General features: G+C 72.9%; 15 protein-coding genes. 4 read left to right on the top strand and 11 right to left on the bottom strand.

Features of this window, described 5'->3' with window-relative positions; all coding sequences use genetic code 11:
* The first annotated feature begins 1 nt into the window (after position 1).
* Positions 2-724: a type I-E CRISPR-associated protein Cas5/CasD gene (gene cas5e / locus F4559_RS17995; protein WP_184670197.1), complete on the top strand. Its 723-nt coding sequence runs from the start codon at positions 2-4 to the stop codon at positions 722-724.
* Entirely contained in the window at positions 715-1,380 is a 666-nt protein-coding gene (cas6e, locus tag F4559_RS17990; RefSeq protein WP_184670195.1) for a type I-E CRISPR-associated protein Cas6/Cse3/CasE, read from the top strand. Before cas5e ends, cas6e begins: the two co-directional genes overlap by 10 nt.
* A gap of 3 nt (positions 1,381-1,383) precedes the next feature.
* Here cas6e and F4559_RS17985 read toward each other — a convergent pair whose 3' ends face one another.
* The 11 genes from F4559_RS17985 to F4559_RS17935 all read right to left on the bottom strand — a co-directional run bounded on the left by F4559_RS17985 (position 1,384) and on the right by F4559_RS17935 (position 14,160).
* The gene (locus F4559_RS17985; RefSeq protein ID WP_184670193.1) at positions 1,384-1,905 is read right to left on the bottom strand and encodes a hypothetical protein; all 522 of its coding nucleotides are present in this window, start codon (positions 1,903-1,905) and stop codon (positions 1,384-1,386) included.
* Positions 1,902-3,497 (bottom strand): deaminase domain-containing protein, encoded by a 1,596-nt coding sequence (locus F4559_RS17980; protein WP_184670191.1) that lies wholly within the window; start codon positions 3,495-3,497, stop codon positions 1,902-1,904. Before F4559_RS17980 ends, F4559_RS17985 begins: the two co-directional genes overlap by 4 nt.
* Positions 3,494-3,802, bottom strand: a complete 309-nt coding sequence (locus F4559_RS17975; protein ID WP_184670189.1) for an ESX-1 secretion-associated protein — start codon at positions 3,800-3,802, stop codon at positions 3,494-3,496. Before F4559_RS17975 ends, F4559_RS17980 begins: the two co-directional genes overlap by 4 nt.
* Positions 3,803-3,812: 10 nt before the next feature.
* Entirely contained in the window at positions 3,813-4,289 is a 477-nt protein-coding gene (locus tag F4559_RS17970; protein ID WP_184670188.1) for a YbaB/EbfC family nucleoid-associated protein, read from the bottom strand.
* A 120-nt stretch (positions 4,290-4,409) separates the two neighbouring features.
* On the bottom strand, positions 4,410-5,594 hold the full coding sequence (locus F4559_RS17965) for a cytochrome P450 (RefSeq protein WP_184670186.1): 1,185 nt from the start codon (positions 5,592-5,594) through the stop codon (positions 4,410-4,412).
* Entirely contained in the window at positions 5,591-6,781 is a 1,191-nt protein-coding gene (locus tag F4559_RS35990) for a cytochrome P450 (RefSeq protein ID WP_184670184.1), read from the bottom strand. The genes F4559_RS17965 and F4559_RS35990 overlap by 4 nt, the downstream gene beginning before the upstream one ends.
* Entirely contained in the window at positions 6,778-8,379 is a 1,602-nt protein-coding gene (locus F4559_RS17955; protein ID WP_184670182.1) for an FAD-dependent monooxygenase, read from the bottom strand. Before F4559_RS17955 ends, F4559_RS35990 begins: the two co-directional genes overlap by 4 nt.
* On the bottom strand, positions 8,376-11,471 hold the full coding sequence (locus F4559_RS36400) for a ferritin-like domain-containing protein (protein WP_184670180.1): 3,096 nt from the start codon (positions 11,469-11,471) through the stop codon (positions 8,376-8,378). Before F4559_RS36400 ends, F4559_RS17955 begins: the two co-directional genes overlap by 4 nt.
* On the bottom strand, positions 11,468-12,880 hold the full coding sequence (locus tag F4559_RS17945) for a flavin monoamine oxidase family protein (RefSeq protein WP_221447271.1): 1,413 nt from the start codon (positions 12,878-12,880) through the stop codon (positions 11,468-11,470). The genes F4559_RS36400 and F4559_RS17945 overlap by 4 nt, the downstream gene beginning before the upstream one ends.
* A 468-nt stretch (positions 12,881-13,348) precedes the next feature.
* Positions 13,349-13,774: an SRPBCC domain-containing protein gene (locus F4559_RS17940; RefSeq protein WP_184670176.1), complete on the bottom strand. Its 426-nt coding sequence runs from the start codon at positions 13,772-13,774 to the stop codon at positions 13,349-13,351.
* Entirely contained in the window at positions 13,771-14,160 is a 390-nt protein-coding gene (locus F4559_RS17935) for a RidA family protein (RefSeq protein ID WP_184670174.1), read from the bottom strand. Before F4559_RS17935 ends, F4559_RS17940 begins: the two co-directional genes overlap by 4 nt.
* Positions 14,161-14,202: 42 nt before the next feature.
* Here F4559_RS17935 and F4559_RS17930 point away from each other — a divergent pair, with 42 nt between their 5' ends.
* Together F4559_RS17930 and F4559_RS17925 are read left to right on the top strand one after the other, a co-directional pair.
* Complete coding sequence (locus F4559_RS17930; protein WP_184670172.1) at positions 14,203-15,141, top strand: helix-turn-helix transcriptional regulator; 939 nt, start codon at positions 14,203-14,205, stop codon at positions 15,139-15,141.
* Between the two features lie 424 nt (positions 15,142-15,565).
* Positions 15,566-17,761: a vWA domain-containing protein gene (locus F4559_RS17925; RefSeq protein ID WP_184670169.1), complete on the top strand. Its 2,196-nt coding sequence runs from the start codon at positions 15,566-15,568 to the stop codon at positions 17,759-17,761.
* Positions 17,762-17,763: the final 2 nt, after the last annotated feature.

Here is a 17,763-nt window from a genome sequence, read left to right as displayed (position 1 = left end):
GATGCCCACCTCCCTGGCACTGTGCTTCGACGCCCCCCTGCAGTCGTGGGGCGTCCGGGCGGCCGGCATCCTGCGCGACACCGCCGCCGAACCGACCAAGTCCGGTGTCGTCGGCCTGCTCGCGGCAGCCCTCGGCGTCCACCGCGACGACGGACCCTCCCTGGCCCCGCTCGCCGCGCTTCACCTGGCCGTGCGGGTGGACCGCGAGGGTATCGTCGAACGGGATTTCCAGACCGCGCAGAACGTGCCGACCACGCAGGGCAAGGGTCACCGCACGGTGGTGAGCGAGCGCTATTACCTCGCCGACGCCCTGTTCCTCGTCGTCCTCGAAGGAGATCCGGCACTCCTGGAGCAGATCCACGCCACAGTGGACAGTCCGCAATGGCCTGTCTTCTTCGGTCGTCGCGCGTTCGTCCCCGCCCGGCCCCTCACGATCGGGGCCGGTCCGACCGACCGGCCGGCCGAAGCGGTGCTCGCCGGACACCCGTGGCTCGAACCGGACCCGGACGTCCGCCGGGCCGAACTGGGCAAGGCGGACCGGGTGGCGCTGCGGACCGTGCGCGACTGCCCGCCGGGCACGCCGCGTGCCGAGATCCGGCGCGACCACCCGCTCAGCTTCGCCGACGGCGACCGCCGGCACCGCTTCCGTCACGTCGTCCAGGGCGTGGTCCCGCTCACCGCCGAGATGATCCGCCCCACCGGAGGCCCGACCCCGTGTTCCTGACCAAGCTGACCGTCAACGTCAGGTCCCGCGAGTTCCGCCGCGACTTCGCCGACGTGCACGACATGCACCGCACGGTCATGTCCGGCTTCCCCGACACCGACGGGGACATCCCCGCCCGCCAGGCGCACGGCGTGCTGTGGCGGCTGGAACCCACGCACGCCGGCTACACCGCCCTGGTCCAGAGCCACACCCGGCCCGACTGGGCCGGGTTGCCCGCCGACTACCTCGCCGGCCCCGCCGAGACCCGGCCGCTGCGCCCCGTGCTCGACGCCGTCGTGCCCGGCCGCACCCTGTCGTTCCGGCTGCTGGCCAACCCCACCCGCGACTCCCGACCGGCCGAGCTGAAGGGCCGCGGCCGTCGGGTCGCCCACCGCACCGCCGACGAGCAGGTCACCTGGCTGGTCCGGAAGGCCGGGCAGCACGGCTTCGTGATCCCCACGGCCGTCGACGGCCGGCCCGACGTGGCTCCGTCGCCGATGCCCCGCCGCACGGGCGGCAAGGCCGACGCCACGATCACCGTGGACACCGTCCGCTTCGACGGCCACCTGGTGATCACCGACGCCGAGGCGTTCACGCACGCGATCGTGGCCGGTGTCGGCCGGGCGAAGGCTTACGGGTGCGGACTGCTCACGATCGCACCGCCGCGCACCTCATAGGGGTCACAGCACGAAGTACGCGGCGGTGGAAGAACTCCCGCCCTCGGCCAGGGTCTCGCGCAGCAGGTCGCGGTGGCGCAGGACGTCGGCCGCGGCCGACTCGAACCACGCGGTGACGGTCGGCCAGGGCGCGGTCAGCGGCCGGCCGTCCTGGACCAGCCAGACCGGTGGGTCGGGGAGTGCCAGGTCGGCGCCGTCGACCACGTGGAACTCGTCGGCACCGTGGATCAGCAGGACCAGCAGGCCCTTCGGGTCGCGCAGGTCGCCCTCGACGTAGTCGAGGGTTTCCAGGGCCAGCTCCTTGATCTCGCCGTCGAGCCCGGACACCGCGGCCTTGGAGCCCATCCACCACGGGCCGGGGTCGCCGCCGACCAGGCGCCACACGGCCTCGACCGCTGCCGGGATCCGGGCGACGCGCTGGGTGTCGGCCGCCTGGACGATGGCCACGGGGTCGGCGCCGGTCACCGCCCCGGGCCGCAGGCCGCCCGCCAGGACGCGGTCGAAGATCTCGCCGATCGTGCTCAAGACGCCTCCAGGACCATGCTGCCGCCGTGGGGCCAACCTACCTCGACCCGTACGTTGGGGTGCCTGGCCCGGAACTGTTTGATCACTTCCACGCAGGACGGGCACGGTCCCTGCCCGCCGGGGTGGTCGACCCACAGGCGCACGGTGCCCTTGGTGTCCGGGTCGATCCGGCGGCTGAGGTCTTCGAGGATCTTGGCCTCGGCGTCGGCCGGCCGCGAGATCGTGCCGTCCGCGTTCCTGGCCTCGAAGCGCGGCTCGTCCGGCACCTTGGAGCCACCGGGGATCTCCAGGCCCTGGCGTTGCAGGGTCTCGTTCTGGCCGCTGATCGCCTTGAGGTTCTGCTCGACGCCGTTCTCGTCGACGAACTGGCCCGCCGCGACGGTCTTCTCCTTGGCCCTGGCGGTCTGGGGCAGGTCGCGGCGGACGGCCGCGGTCTCGTCGCGGATCTCGTCGAGGGACTTGAGCTTCGGGTGGGAGATCCGCTGGGTGCCGCCGGGTGTGGTGCCGTCGCCGCCACCGCCGTGGCCGCCGCTGTTCGGGGACGGCGGGGTGCCGCCGGGCGCGCTCGACGGAGCGGTGGGACTGCCGGAGGGGGACGTGGGACTTCCGCCCGGTGCGCCGCTGGGCGTCGTCGTGCCACTGGTCGGCGCTCCGCTGGGCGTCGTGGTGCCGTTGGGTGTCGGGTTGCCGGCGGGGGTCGTCGGGTCGCCGACGGGACGGCCGCCCGGGGGAGTGGCGTCGGCGCCGGGCGTGGTCGTGCCCGACGGCCGCGTGGCACCCTCGCTCGGCGGCACGGTGCGCCCGCCGGGACCGGGCGCGGAGTTGTTGCCCCGGCGCTTGGCCAACGCCTTGCGGATGGCCTCCCAGATCTCGCCGAGCCGGGCGACCAGCGGACGCAGCCGGGCGATCGAGACGGCCAGCCGGTGCAGGGTCGTGCCGATCACCCGGACGAACTTGGCGATCAGGCCCCCCACGTTGGCGATCACGGCGGGCGTGGCCAGCCCGAGCGTGACGCCCTCGAGCAACAACCAGAACGGCAGCCGCACGAAGAGCGTCACCAGGCACTGCACGACGGTCTCGCGCACCAGTTCCCGGACCGTGCCGACGAGTTCGCCCGCCACGCGGACGACGACGCTGATGGCGTCCGCGCACACGGCGGCGCCCTTGAGCTGCTCGACGTCCTGGGCGGTCCGGGCGCGGTAGGCGTCGCCGGACGAGCCGGTCCAGCTCGCGGTGCCCTGGGCGACCTCGCGGTGGTACTCCTGGTACGCGTCGGTCACCGCTTCGGAGATGTTCTTCCACGTGTCGGCGTACGCCCGGATCTGCGCGGGGTCGCCGGCGAGCTTGTCGAGCCCCTCCCGCAGCGGCTTGACCTGTTCGATGAGCCAGTTGACCGCCCACGCCGCCAGGCTGCCCACCGGGTCGAACAGGAACGCGAGCCCTTCGAGTCCCAGGCTCGTGCGCGCGATCGCCCGGTCGATCCAGTCGCCGTTCGCGATCGCCTCCCGCAGCGCGACCGCGGCCTCGACCGGGCTCAGGCCGGTGTAGGGCTTGGTGGTGTCCTGTCTCGGCACGACCAGCGGATTGCTCATCTCCCCATCCCCCGGAACGCGATCCAGGTGCCGCGCTCGACCTCTTCGGCGAGGTCGGCGGTCTTGCGCACCTCCGCGATGGTGTCGGCGACGGCCTGCTCGCCCTGGTCCAGCGCCGCCACGCCGACCCGGGACACGATCGTCACCATGACCGCGATACCGGGGTTGAGCAGGCCGTAGGCCAACGGGTCCAGGCTCACCTGCCCGGCGGCCTTCAACGCCGTGTCGAGCCGGTCCTGGACCTTGCGGAGCCGGGCGGCGTGCCCGCGCAACTCCTCGGGCGACATGGTGTAGCTGTCGGTCATCCCGACTCCCTCACTCGGTGACCTGCGGGCCGTCCCAGTCCTCGTCCGCCGCAGGGCGGCGCGGACGAGCCGGGGTGGATGGGCGCACCTGGTCCGCCCACGGCGGCGAGTCCGGTTCCGGCTCGGGGAACCGCTGCTCGTAGGACGCGACCAGGGCGGTGGCCGTGTCGCCGTCGACGGTGCCCTGGACGACCCCGGAGACCTCGCCCGCGAGGCGGGACTGGGCCTTGCGCATCGTGGCCAGCACGGCGGCGGACAACTCGGCGCCCGACATCCCGCGGCAGCGGTCGGAGATCTCCAGCCCGGACACCGCGCCGGAGGGCTCGACGGTCACGCGTACGAGCCCGTCGCGCGAGGTCTCGGTGACCCGGACGGCGGCGACCCGGTCGGCGACCGTCCGCAGGTTCGCGGCGTTGGTCTCGGCGGCGCGGGTCCAGCGCTCGATCTCCTCGGGCGTGAGTTCGCCGAGCGATGGCGGTTCCGCCACGAAGTCCTCCCCTGACGACGGCGACGTGCGTCCACGGTGCCGGCGGCGGACCGGCCCCGCCATCGGCCGGTCGGTTGAACTCCTTGTGCCGCAAAGGATCCCGTGGGGTAACCCGCGTGCTCAGCCGAGCACGACGGGCAGGGTGGTGATCCGGTGGCTGAGCAGGTCGCTCTCCCGGTGGGGTGGAATACCCGGCTCGGCGAGGCGGGCCCGCGGGAATCTGTGGAAGAACGCGTCGACCGCGGTGGTGGCCTCCAGGCGGGCCAGGGCCGCGCCCACGCAGTAGTGCGGTCCCAGGCCGAACGACACGTGCTCGATCGGGTCCCGGTCGGGGACGAAGCGGTCCGGGTCGGGGTGCACCGCGTGGTCCCGGTTGGCGGCGGCCAGGTTCACCAGGACGGGGGTGCCGCGCGGCACCGTGACGTCGTCGGTCAGCGGGAGGTCCGCGGTGGCGAAGCGCCACGTGGCCAACGGGAACGGCGGGTGCACGCGCAACGTCTCCTCGACCGCCGTCGCGATGCCGGGCCGGTCCGGCGCGGCGAGCAGTTCGTACAGGGTGGCCGAGATCAGGCTGGCGGTGGACTCGTGGCCGGGCAGGATCAGGCTCGGTATCCACGCCTTCACCTCGGTGCGGGTGGCCTGCGGCGGGTCGAGGCGGGTCACCGCGAGCAGGTCGGTGATCAGCCCGTCGGCGATGCGGTCGGGCTCCTCGTCGATCAGGCGGGCGACCGTGCCGTACAGGTCGGCCCGACCGGACGCGCGCACGTCGGCGTCGCCGCCGTAGAAGATCCGCTCGGCGGCGTCGCGCATCGCCGGGTGCACGGCGCGCGGCAGGCCGAGCAGCGTGCAGATGATGGTCAGCGGCAACGGGTACGCCAACGCGGACACCAGGTCGACCGGACCGTCCGCGCGTCCCACCTCGTCGAGCAGCTCTTCGGTCACCGCCGCCACGGTGGGTGCCCAGGCCCGGACCCGGCCGGGGCTCAGGCCCAGCATGTGCAGTTTGCGCAGCCGCAGGTGCTCGGGGCCGTCGCTGGTCACGATGTCGCCCGGCGCGGTCTCGCGGGAGCCGATCAGGCCGCTCTCGTCGACGAACCACGGCGGCGCGTGCCGGCCGTTCTTGGCGAACCGGGCGTCGGCGAGCACCCGGCGGACGAGGGCGGGCGCGGACACGATCCACACCAGGCCGCCCGCGTGCCGGACGCGGGCCACGGGTCCGGACGCGGGCAGGCGGGTCAGGTCCCCGAGCAGGTCGCGTTCGCCCCGGCGCAGGGGCAGGTCGACGACGGGCGGCAACGTGGTCACGCGTCCTCCTGCGGTGTCGTGCGGAGCATGAGCCGGGTGGGGCCGTGGAAGACGAGGTCGGCGCCGTAGCGCACGTCGAAGGCGCTGCCCGCCAACAGGTTCCCGGCGAGCAGCGCGCCGAGGCCGATCTCGGCCTCGGCGCGGGCCAGCGCCGCGCCGAGGCAGTAGTGGATGCCCATGCCGAAGCCGCGGTGCGCCGGACCCGTGCGGTCGAGTCGGAGCACGTCGGGGTCGGGGAAGCGGCACGGGTCGCGGTTGGCCGAGCCGAGCACCGCGACCACCTTGTCGCCGCGATGGATGCCGCGTCCGCGCAGCACGGTGTCGCGGTAGGCCCAGCGGGTCACCATCTGCACCGGCGCGTCGTACCGGATCAACTCGTCGACCTCGCCGGTCGTCGGCGCGCGGCGCCCGTCGAGCGCCGACGGGTTGGCCAGCAGGGCGAGCACGGACTTGCCGATGAGGTTGGTCGTGGTCTCGTGGCCGGCCGTCAGCAGGTGGACGCACGTGCCGGTGAACTCGTCCTCGGTCAGCCCGGCCCGGGCGAGCAGTGCCACGAGTCCCCGGTCGTGGCCGCGCAGGAAGTAGTCGGCGAGCTGCCCGGCCGCTTCCTCGGCGAGCGCGTAGGCGTCGGCCCGCCGCGAGGTCCGGGTGCCGCCGGCTTCCTGGAGGGCGACGGCACGTTCGCGGAACCACGGCGCGTCGTGCGCGGGAACGCCGAGCAGCTCGGCGATGACCAGGATCGGCAGGGGCGCGGCGAACTCCTCGACGAGGTCGACCACCGGCCGGTCCCGCATCGCGCGGACGAGCCCGCGCGCGATCTCGGCGATGCGCGGGCGCAACGCGTGGACGGTGTCGGCGGTGAACGCCCGCGAGACCAGGGCGCGCAGCCGGCGGTGCCGGGGCGGGTCCAGGAACACCAGCCAGTTGGCCACCACGCGGCGCAACCGGTCATAGTCGGGCGGGATCGGCGGCACGGTGCCGCCGTCCGGCGCCCGGACCGCGTGGGCACTGCGCCCGAACCCGTCATCGGTGAGGACGCGGACGACGTCGTCGTGGCGGAACAGGTACCAGGTGTCCGCCACGCCCCGGTGCACCGGATCGTGCTCGCGGTAGCGCCGGTACACCGGGTACGGGTCGGCGAGCCGGGCCGGCGGCCAGTCGGCGACGTCGAACAACGGCACGGTCACGGCCGGGCCGCCGTTCGGGCGCCGCGCACCGTGTCCACCAACTCCAGCGGATCGGCGGGTGGTTCGTCGCCACGCCACGCCACGTGCCCGTCGGGGCGCACCAGGACGTAGCGGCGTTCGTACAGCTTGGCCAACTCCGGATCGGCGCACCCGCACCGCATGACCTCCAGCGGCACGCCGCGGTGGGTGAACGCGCGGGCGACCGTGTCGGGCCGGTCGGCGCCCGGGAAGCACAGCAGCACGAACCCCCGACCGAACAGGTCCAAAGTGGACACTCCCGGTCGCAGCCAGGCGTGCGGTGCCCGCGAGCCGGGAACCGCGGCCGGGTGCCAAGGCCCGGACTCCGCCGCCCCGGTGTCCGGCTCGGTCACGATCAGCGGCGACGAGTAGCGGAGTCCGAAGTGGACCTCGGGGTCGTCGAACTCGCGGGCGACGCCGCCTGCCGCCAACGCCCGGGAGACCTCCGCGCGGGCACGCGCGCCCTCGGGAGTGTCGGCGTCCAGTCCGGCGGGAGTGCTCCGGTCGATCGTGCGCACGAGGTTGGCGTTGGCCGCCTCCAGGCTCGCCGCGGCGACCGGGCGGCGTTCGGCCTCGTAGGAGTCCAGCAGGCCGCCGCCCGCCCAGCCCGCCAGCGTGGCCGCGAGCTTCCAGCCCAGGTCCGCGGCGCCCGCGATGCCCGTGCTCAGACCGAACCCACCGGACGGCGACAGCGTGTGCGCGGCGTCGCCGACCAGGAACACGGGCCCGTCCCGGAACCGGTCCGCGACGCGGTGCGTGAGGTACCAGCGCTTGTCCGAGAGGATCTCGAACGGGGTCTCGAACGCGATCGCGTCGGTCACCAGCGACCGCGCCTCGGGCCCCTCGCCGGTGCCGACGACCAGGTTGTACAGGCCCGCGCCGTCGATCGAGCGCAACGGGAAGCGCAACGACGGCGACGCCATCAGGAAGTAGACCATCGCGGCCGAGTCGCCCACGCCGTCGCGCAGTTCCGGCGCGCGGAACAGGATGTTGCGGAACACCCTGGTCTCGTGCCGGGGCGGCGCACCGATGCCGCACAGCTCGCGCACGGGCGAGGCCGAGCCGTCGCACGCCACCAGGTACCGCGCCGCGATCGAGGCCGTCCGGCCGCTGTCGAGGTCGGTGACCTCGGCCACGACACCGTCGGCGTGCCGGACCACGCCGTCGAGCCGGTGCCGGGTCAGCACCGGACCCTTCGGGTGCACGCCGACCTCGTCGAGCAGCAACGGGGTGAGCCAGTGCGCCGGGCAGATCCGGTCCGGTTCCGGCGTGTGGTCGGGCACCGGGCGGGTGTCGGCCGTGCCCCGGCGCAGCCGGTGCAGTTCGTGACCGCCGACGCGGGTCACCCACGCGACGTCGAGGGGGTGGTCGCCGGGCCACCCGGCGCGGTGGATGCGCCCGGCGACACCCCAGCGGCGGAACAGTTCCATGGACCGTGGGCCCACGGTGCTCACCTTGGGGTGGCGCACCGTACCGTCACCGGCTTCGAGCACCGTGAAGTCGACGCCCCGGTGGGCCAGGTCCAGCGCGAGCGCGAGGCCGACCGGCCCGGCGCCGACGATCAGCACGTCGGTGGTCATGTCCGTCCCCTCCGGGGTCGGGAGTGGAAGTGCGCGGCCAGGAAGCCGAGCGTGTCGACGGCGGAGTCCGGGATCAGGCCGCAACGGCGGGTCGCGGCGGCCAGGTGGTCGAACCGCAGCGCCAGCGACCGCCACGCCACGTCCGGCCGGGGGATCAGGCCCGGCGTCCCGATCAGCTCGAACGACGGCCCGGCCGTGCGACCCCGCCGGCCCGACGGCAGCCGGACCAGCACCTCGGCCGTCGGCCGCAGCACGCCGGTCATGATCTCGATGGCCATGTTCATCAGGTCCGAGCGCCGCAGGCTCGCGTCCGGCTGGTGGCCGAAGTGGTGGAGCATGAGCTGGAACATCATGAAGTAGGACTTGTTGAACAGGGTGAGCACCGTGCGCGCGTCGGGATCGGACACCGGTTCGGTCGCCGGGTTGCCCGGCCGCAGCGTCGGGTTGCGCACCACCGGGTAGGCGGGCGTCCACGGCACCTTCCCCCGGCGTTCGGCGCCGAGGGTCTCGGTCATGAGCAGGTCCGAGATCCGCAGGAACGTGGCGAAGTGCGACTGTCCGCCGTCGGCCGCGGTCAGCACGTTGCCCTCGCCCTGCTCGGTGACGACGTCGATCGCGAACAGCGCGCTCGCCAGGTCGTCGACCTCCAACTGGTAGTCCGGGTGCACCGCGTTGATCGACTCGCGCAGGAACAGGTGGTGCTCCCCGCCGCCGCGCCCCTTCTCGACGAGGAACAGGTCGGGCACGCGGCACAGCCCCTCGCGGATGTCCGCGTACAGCTCGCTCAACGACCCGTAGGGGCGGTCGTCGCCGTAGGGGTGCGTCGTGCCGTCGTCGGGCCGTTCGATCGCGATGAACCGCTGGACGCTGCCGATGCCCAACGGTTCCAGGGCGAAGTCCAACGGGATCGGCAGCCGGGAGTTGACCGTGCCGAAGTCCAGGTCCGGCACGTGGAACGGCTCGCCGATGGCCATGATCACGTTGTTGACGAGCAGGAAGTGGATCATCTCCTCGCGGGCCACCGCGAGCAGCGTGCCCCGGATCCCGCCGTCGCGGGTCTCGCCGCCGTCGCCGCACACCAGGCCCAGGTGCTCGGGCCGCCACTCGCCGCGCCGCACGAGGTCGCGTGCGGCGCCGTAGGTGGGCAGGGAGAACGCGGCGTAGAGGTACTGCAGCATCACCGCGAGTTCGATGGTCGCCGCGTCGTGCAGCGCGCGCAGCAGGTCGCCCCGGTTGACGATCCTCGGTCCGGTGGCCGCCACGCTGCCGACGACCGGTGCCGTGGCGTCGGCTTCGTGCTGCTTGCGCAGGAACGCCAGGAGCAGCCGGGCCTGCGGCGCGGTCAGGTCCCGGGTAGGCGGCATGTAGTACGTCTTCGCCTTGTTCGCCGGGTCGCTCATCTGCCAGATCAACCGGGCGTAGGTGTGCACGCGGAACGCGTCGTCGAGGCTGAACACCTCGTCGCGCATGAACGAGTAGAGGTGCTCGTAGTAGGCGAAGACCTCGCGGTGGAGCACGTCGAAGGTGACGTCCTCGTCGGCGATGTCGTCGAGCCGCCGGTCGTCGGGGAGCACGCGCACGGCCAGCCAGCCCGCGCCGGGCCAGAAGCCGAGCGCGTCGTCGTGGTCGTAGTCGAGATCGGGCACCTCGGCGGTCGGGGACAGCAGGATCCGGGCCGTGCCCGCGCGTGCGCCGTGGAGGGTGAGCGTGCCGCGCCCCCGCTCGTCGGTGTGCAGGACCGACTTGGCGTGGACGACGTCCGAGGTTCGGTCGAAGGGCGTCGCCTTGGCGTTGACATACTGTCCTATGTGGACTTCATGGGCCGAGGGACGGCCGCGCAGGTAGGTGCGCACCTCGACGTCCTCGTCACCGGAGTGCTCCAGGAACAGGCAGGCGTCGTCGGCCTGGACGTTGACCTCCCGTTCGGCGAGCAGCACGGTCCCGCCGCCGACGATCCGCAACGCCTGGTCCGCCGCGCCCGCGTCGACGACCGGCACCACCACGAGCCCGCCGTCCGGCCTGGGTTCCCGGTACGCGTCGCGGGGCAGCACGGCCACCAACCGGCCGTCCGCGCCGCGCAGTTCCAGGTCGCCCAGGTCGAGCCGGGGCCCCGGCGCGTGCGTCGGCCCGGGTCCGGGACGTGGCGCGCGGGTGGTCAGTGGAACGGCGTTGACCAGGTTGAACGTGGCGTGCGTCGGGGTGACGTCCACGGTCAGGGTGTGCAGTGCGCCGGTCCTGGTGGGCACGAGCAACCGGCCCGCCGGGTAGGTGCGCGACTCGTCCGCGTGCCAGGGCGCGATGGTGCCACGCAGCTCCCAGTGGTTGGGCACGCCCGGCGCCCGGGGCGTGGCCATGCTGCCGAGCGTGAACTGGACGACCAGGCCGTCCGCCGTCGAGTCGGTCAGCTCCCGCAGCGCGGCCACGGCCGGCGACCGCGGCTCGGCCGCCGGCCACCGCCACAGCGGGTCGTCGCGGCTCGTCACGAACTGGTGCACGACCGAACGGCGCAGGTGCGGTGCGAACGGGTGGTCGCCCACGTCCCGCACGTACCGCAGGTGGTGCCAGCGCGGCGGGGCGAACCCGGACACCCCGCCGCTGAACAGGTAGCCGGCGTCGTGCGACCGGCCCGCGCGACCGAAGCAGAACTGGCCCACCATCAGGGTCGTGGTCCAGTCCGAGGCCGGGTCGACGTCGAACACCCTGGCCCGGTTGACGGTCGTGGCCAGGTAGGGGTTGTAGTGGCCCCACAGGTCGACCGACCGGCCCACCACCGGATCGGACACGTCGAGGTCGCCGGGCGCGAGTTCCACCCCGACGATCCGGGCGTCGACGGCGAAGTGCCCGTTCCCGGCGAAGTTCCAGCCCTTGGTGGTGGTGAACGGGCCGTCGTCGCACGGGCGCCCGTCCGCGTCGAAACGCGGGCTGTGCCCGTCCAGGTAGGCGTGGTACTCGGAGGTGGACATGTCCGCCGGGCCGGACGCGGTGAGCGCGGTGTTCGTGGCCAGGTCCACCAGGCCGGACTTCGGCCCGGTGGGCAGGCGGGTCGTGGCCGTGCCGGCGAAGTGCAGGCGTGGCAGGTCGAAGACGCTCACCGGGCACCCACCAACCGGGCCCGCGCGGTGAACGCGTCGATCTCGCGGGCCGCGTCGACGGCCGACTCGATCGCCCCCTCGATCCAGGCCGTGGTGGACGAGCAGTGCTCGCCCGCGAAGAACAGCCGGTTCTCCGGCTCGGCCGCGCGCACCCGTTCGGTCTCGCCCGCCACCGTGTCCAGGCCCCAGCGGACGGACGCGGCGCCGCCGCTCCACCAGTACCGGCCCCACGCCAGGCTGACCGCGTCGAGCACCATGCCCGGTCGCAGCAGCTCCGGGTGGATCCGGCCCAGTTCCTGGAGTACGACCGCGTGCCGGACCGAATCGGGCATGCGGTCGACCACGTCGGCGTCGGCGCCGATGGTGTAGCTGGCGAGCAGCGCGGCACCACCGGCCGGGTCGCCCTCGACCGGCGGGTAGTAGGTCTGCCGCACGAGCCCGCCGGCGAACGTGGCGCCGCCGCCGATGTCGTCCTGCTCCCAGAACGGTTCCCGGCAGTGGAACGCGACCTTGGTGGCGCCCCAGTAGGTCATGTCCCGGATCACCTCGAGCTTGGACCGGCTGAACCCGGACAGCCACATCCGGCGCAGCCCCGAGAACGGCACCGTGCACAGCACGTAGTCGCAGCGCCGGGTGCGGAACTGGTCGCCGTCGCGGATGGCCACCAGCACGTCGTGCTCGCGCACGGTCAGGCCGACCACCTCCTGCCCGCACACCACCGGTCCGCGCAGGCGACCGGCGAGCCGGTGCGCCAGTTGGTCCATGCCGCCCGCGAGCCGGACCAGGTCGGGGCTGGTCTCGCTGAGCACGTCGTGCAGGAAGCGGTCGAGCCGGCCGTTGCCGGTCATCCGGATCTCCGGGTGCAGCGCGAAGAACGCGTGCAGGTCGACCCGGTCGTGCCGCAGGAACGGCGACAGGTCGACGCGCTCCACCGCGTCCAGCAGGTCGAGCCAGAGGTCCCGGCGCAGGTCGGTGCGGAAGTCGGCGGGCGCGATCGCGTTGCCCGCGGCCATCAGCCACGCGCCGAAGAGCACCGAGTCGTCGGCGTAGCGGCGTTCGGGCACCGCCCGCCGGAAGTCGTCGACCAGTGCCCGTGCGGCGTCGCGCACCCGCAGGTGCCCGGCGCCCGTGGCGCAGTACGCGCCGTCGTCGGAGAAGAGGCTGCGGAACACCCGCACCTTGTCGGCCAGCCCCAGCTCGGTGATGTAGTGCATGGCGTGGCGGTGCTCGACGGGTATCCGCATCGCACCCAGCTCGACCGACGGTGCCCCGGAATCCGAGCTGAACCGGTGGGTGTAGACCCGCCCCCCGATCCGCCCGCTGCCCTCCAGCACCTCGACGTCGTGCCCACGCCGCTCGAGTTCGTAGGCGCCCACCAGCCCGGCGATGCCGGCGCCGATGACCGTCACCTTCTTGAAATCCCCATGGTTATCCATAGCAGTCTGTCCACATGTGACATGAAGGCCGCACGGGACGCCGATGTCCGGGCGCACGGCGGAGTGACTGACCGGATCAAACAACTCTCTCCGGCGGTGAACGCGATCCCGCCGGACGGACTCCCCATTCCGCATGTTGTTCGCATACCGATGCGCCGCTCACAGGACAGCGTCGCCGAACGGGCTCATCCTCGCATCACCCATACGGTCGGAACAATCGTCTGTCCGTGTGAGGGAGATGTCCTCTCCGCGTGGACTTGTTCCTTTGTGGACCGTTGACATTCATGTCCATTGTGGATGATCGGAGGGTCGGTCCGGAGGTGGGACGTCCCCGTCGGGGCGACCGTGCCGCAGGTCGGTGCGGTCGGTCCGGCCGTACGGCCGAGGAGCGGGCCGTTTCGCCCTCGCGGAGGAGTCCGTTGCCACGATCGGCGGCGTCCGTCACAGCGCGGCGAGGGCCGCCGCCAACGCCGAGATCACGCCCTGCCAGTGCTCGCGCTGCTGCTCGCGTTCGGTCGCGTCGGCGAGGCGTTCCTGGTGCACGCCGAGCCGGGCGCGGCCGGGGCCGGTGGCGCGGACGGTCAGTTGCAGGGTCGTCTCGTGGTCCCAGTCCGGTGGCTGCCAGGTCAGGCGCAGGCGGTCCATCGTGCGGTACGAGCGGGTCTCGCCGCGGGTGCCGTCGGCGGTCTCGTAGGGCGTGCCGCGCTCGTCGAGCACGGTCACGCCCGCGCCCAGCCAGATCGCGATGCCCGCCGGCGAGGTGACGAACTCCCACACGGTCTCGGCCGGGTGCTCGACGGTCTTGGAGACGCCGATCTGCCAGCCCGCGTCCCGCGTGTGGCCGACCGCGCGTCGTCCGGCGGTCATCGGACCACCGCGGCGACGGCGGCGACCTCGACCAGCGCGCCGGGCACCGCGAGCCCGGCCACGCGGGTGACCACGACCGGCGGCGCGGCGCCGTCGAGCGCGGCGGCGGCCACCGGATAGGCGGCACCCAGGTCGGCGTCCGTCGTGAGCAGGATCGTCAGCATGACCAGATCGTGGACGGTGGCGTCGGCGGACGCCAACGCGTCGCGCAGGTTCGCCATCACCTGCCGGGTCTGCCTGGCGGCGTCGGTGCCGACCAGCGCGCCGGAGCCGTCGACCGCGTTCTGGCCGCCGATGTGGACGGTCGTCGCGCCCGGCGGCACGACGGCGACGTGGGTGAAGGCGGGGGAGTGGACGAGTCCCTCGGGACGCAGCAGTTCGTTCATGGGACCACTCTGACCGCATACCCGGACAACTACTGTCAGGGTATGCGCACGACCAATCGACGGCTGGAGATCCTGTCGGTGCTCCAGGCCCAGCCGGGCATCTCGGCCGCGCGGCTGGCGGCCCGGCTGGGCGTCACCGAGCGCACCGCGCGCCGCGACGTGGCGGGCCTGCGCGAACTCGGCTACCGCATCGACGGCGAGGCCGGGCGTGCCGGCGGCTACCGGTTGGCGTCGGGCCAGGCCATGCCGCCGCTGCTGCTCGACGCCGACGAGGTGGCGGCGGTGGCGCTGGGGCTGCGCACGGCGGTCACGGTCGAGGGTGTGGAGACGGCCGCGGTGACGGCGCTGGCCAAACTGACCCAGGTCGTCCCCGCCCGGTGGCGGACCCGCCTGGCGGCCCTGGCCGACATCGAGGCGCCGCCGGACGAGCCGACCAGGCGGGCGCGCGGCGAGGTCCTGGTGCCGGCGGCCCTCGCGGTCCGCGCCCACGAAGCCGTCCGACTGCGCCACCGCCGCACGGACACGACCCCGTCGAAACCGGTCGACGTCCAACCGCACCGACTGGTCGCGCTACGCCGACGCTGGTACTTGATCGCGTGCCCGCGCGGGGAGGACCGGTGGACCACCTACGCCCTGGACCGGGTCGACCACGTCCAACCCCTCGCCACCCGCCACCCGACCCCCGAACCCCCGGACGACCCGGTCGGTTTCGTGGCGGATTCGTTGGCACACGGCCCTTGGCGGTACCGGGTGCGCGTGCGCGTGCACACGTCGGCCGATCTCGTCCGGGAGTCGGTGGACCCGACCGTGGCCGCGGTGGTCGACCTGGGGGACGAGTGCGAACTGCGCTTCGGCACCGACGACCTGGACTGGGCGGCCCGCTGGCTGACCTACCTGAACCTGGACGCGGACGTCCTCGAACCGGCGGCCCTCACGACCCGCCTGCACGCACTCGGACGGTGGCTGCACCAGCGGTACTGAAAAGTACCGACGCGTATCGCCGGCTTTTTGTTGCCGGATGACCGTGTCGAATCGTGTGGAAGTGTCACGAATTCCGTGGCCGTGCCTGGTGTGGGTCCGGCTCCGCAGGAATGCGGTCGGACTTGTCGACGAGTTGTCCGTCGGGTTGCCGGCGGAACGCATGTATTCATGTGCGGCGAAAGTTCCTGACCGGCTGTCAGTGGCGGCGCACTGCCAGTGAAAATGCCTGGAAGACGAGCGTTCTGCCAGGTCAGGGTCACGCCAAATATTCTATTGGAATCGGAATCGGTCTACGCTCGGTAACGATTCGCGTGTGTGGAAGATGCCTTCGTAACACGGTGTGCGGTGCTCTCGATGGAGGGGCAGAAAAACTCCGTACAGGGGCTGTCCCATAGAGTTCGACGTGATAGCGGGTGGCATGAAGATGAGGTGTTCGGAAATTTCGGGGATACGTCCGGGTGGGAAGACCGCGCTTCTCCTCGCGGTCGTCGTCGTGCTGTGGACGTGGCTCGTCGTCCCGTCCGTCGGGGCGTCCGCGCGGATCCTCGAACCCGAGCCCGCGGTGGGCTCGGCCGACATCGTGCTGCTCGTCGACGAGTCGAGCAGCCTGAGCACCGACGACGTCCGCCGCGAACGCGAGGCCGCCGCCGTGATCGCGCTGGGCGAGTTCGCCCCGGCGTCCAGGGTCGCGGTGGTGGGGTTCGGCAGCGACAACGGCGCATCCGGGCAGTCGGCCGTGGACGTCGTCTGTCCGCCGACGATCGTCGCGACCGCGCAGGAGCGGCAAGTCCTCAGTGACTGCATCGGCCGACTGCGCGGCCGGACTGCGGCGGAAGGCGACGGCACGGACCACTACGCCGCGCTGAGCCAGGCGATGAGCTACCTCTCCGGCTCCGCCGCCGACCAGAAGATGATCTTCCTGTTGACCGACGGCAGGCTCGACGTCGGTGATAGCGAGGCGTACGGCTCCACCAGTTCCGCAGAGGAGCGGAACAAGGTGGCGCTGGAAAAGGTCGACGAGACCCTCGCCGCCGCGCGGGCGAAGGGCGTCACGGTCTGGCCGTTGGGTTTCGGCACCGTCGACCGTGCCCAGTTGGACAGGTTCGCGGCCGGCGGACACCAGGGGTCGTGCGGGCGGGGCGTGGCCAAGCCGACGGCGACTGTCATCGAGGGATCGGGCGACGTCGTGTGGGCGCTGCTCCAGGCTTACCGCCTCGGCCGCTGCGCCGGTGGAGGCGAACCGCGCGAGGTGACGCTCGATCCGGGCGCGACCGCCGAGACGACCGTCGACATCCCGCTGATCGCCACGGACGGGTCGATCGTCGTGGTCAAACAGGACCCGCGCCTCGCCGTCGAGTACGTCGACCCGGACGGCCGCGCCGTGCCGAAGAACGGCACAGTCGACGACTCGACGTTCCAGGTCAGCGGTGAGAACGGTGCCGTCGAGGCGTTGCGGGTGGTGAACCCGAAGCCGGGGCCCTGGACCGTGCGGCTCAAGTCCTTTCCGAACCTGCCGCGCACCACGGCGACCGCGGTCGTCACGTGGCAGGGCGCCGTGCGCGCGGTGCTCACCGTCGACCCGCCGTCGCCGACCGCGGGCCAGGAGGTCGCCATCGCGCTGGCGCTGCGCACCCGGACCCGGCCCATCACGGACCCGGCCGCGTTGTCCGGGCTCGACTTCGCGGTGGACTCCGGTTTCGCGGGCCCCGTCACGCTCACCGACGACGGTCGCGCACCCGATACGGCCGCAGGCGACGGAATCCACACCGGACGGGCGACGGTGCCCGCCGACGCCAAGGGCGACTTCGAGGTGACCGGCACGGTCAGCGGCGTCGGCATCGCCTCGGACACCCGTTCGGTCCGAGTGCCGATCGCGACCGGACCGCCGGAATTGAGCGCCACGACCTCGCTCGACGACACCGAGGCGGCGCCCGGCGCCGCGATCGACGGCGTGGTCGAGGTCGCCAACACGTCCGGTCGGGCGCGTCGGGTGCGCCTGCAACTGGCCGACATCGCACCGGGCACGCTGGTGAGCGTCCCGGGCGACGCCACCACGTTCGACGTGCCGCCCGCCGGCCGCGAATCCCGACCGTTCCGGCTCGACTTCGCGGACGCCACCCCGCTGGGCGTCAACTCCTTCACGCTCGTCCTGGTCGACGACGAGGTCCCCGAGGTCGTGATCCACCGCAGGCAGTTCACGGTGGACGTGGTCCGCCCCACGCCTTACGCGCGGATCGGTGTGGTCGGCGGCGGTGTGCTGGTGGCCGTCGCCGCGCTGGTCGCCTTCGTGGTGTGGCGCCGCCGGCGTGACGTGCGCGGCCTCGTGCTCCACCTGACCGACCGCGGGCGCCCGCGTGGCGACCTCGCGGCACCGGAGATGCCGGCCCGGCGGTTCCGCTTCGCGGTCGAGGACCACCCGGGCGGGCCGGCGCGACTGGAGCACACCGACGCGGCGGACGCCTACTCGTTGACCAGGGTCGGCGGCGCGCTGCGACTGCACCACCCCACCGGCGAGGTGCGTGACTTCCTCCTCGGTGACCGGGTCGCCCTCGCGGGCGAGCTGTCCCTGGCCGTCGTCGACGAGCGGGCCGCCGTCGTCGACGACGTGCCCACCCTGTGACC

This window comes from Saccharothrix violaceirubra (assembly GCF_014203755.1).
Classification (GTDB): Bacteria; Actinomycetota; Actinomycetes; order Mycobacteriales; family Pseudonocardiaceae; genus Actinosynnema; species Actinosynnema violaceirubrum.
This window is presented reverse-complemented; position numbering and strand designations above follow the sequence as displayed.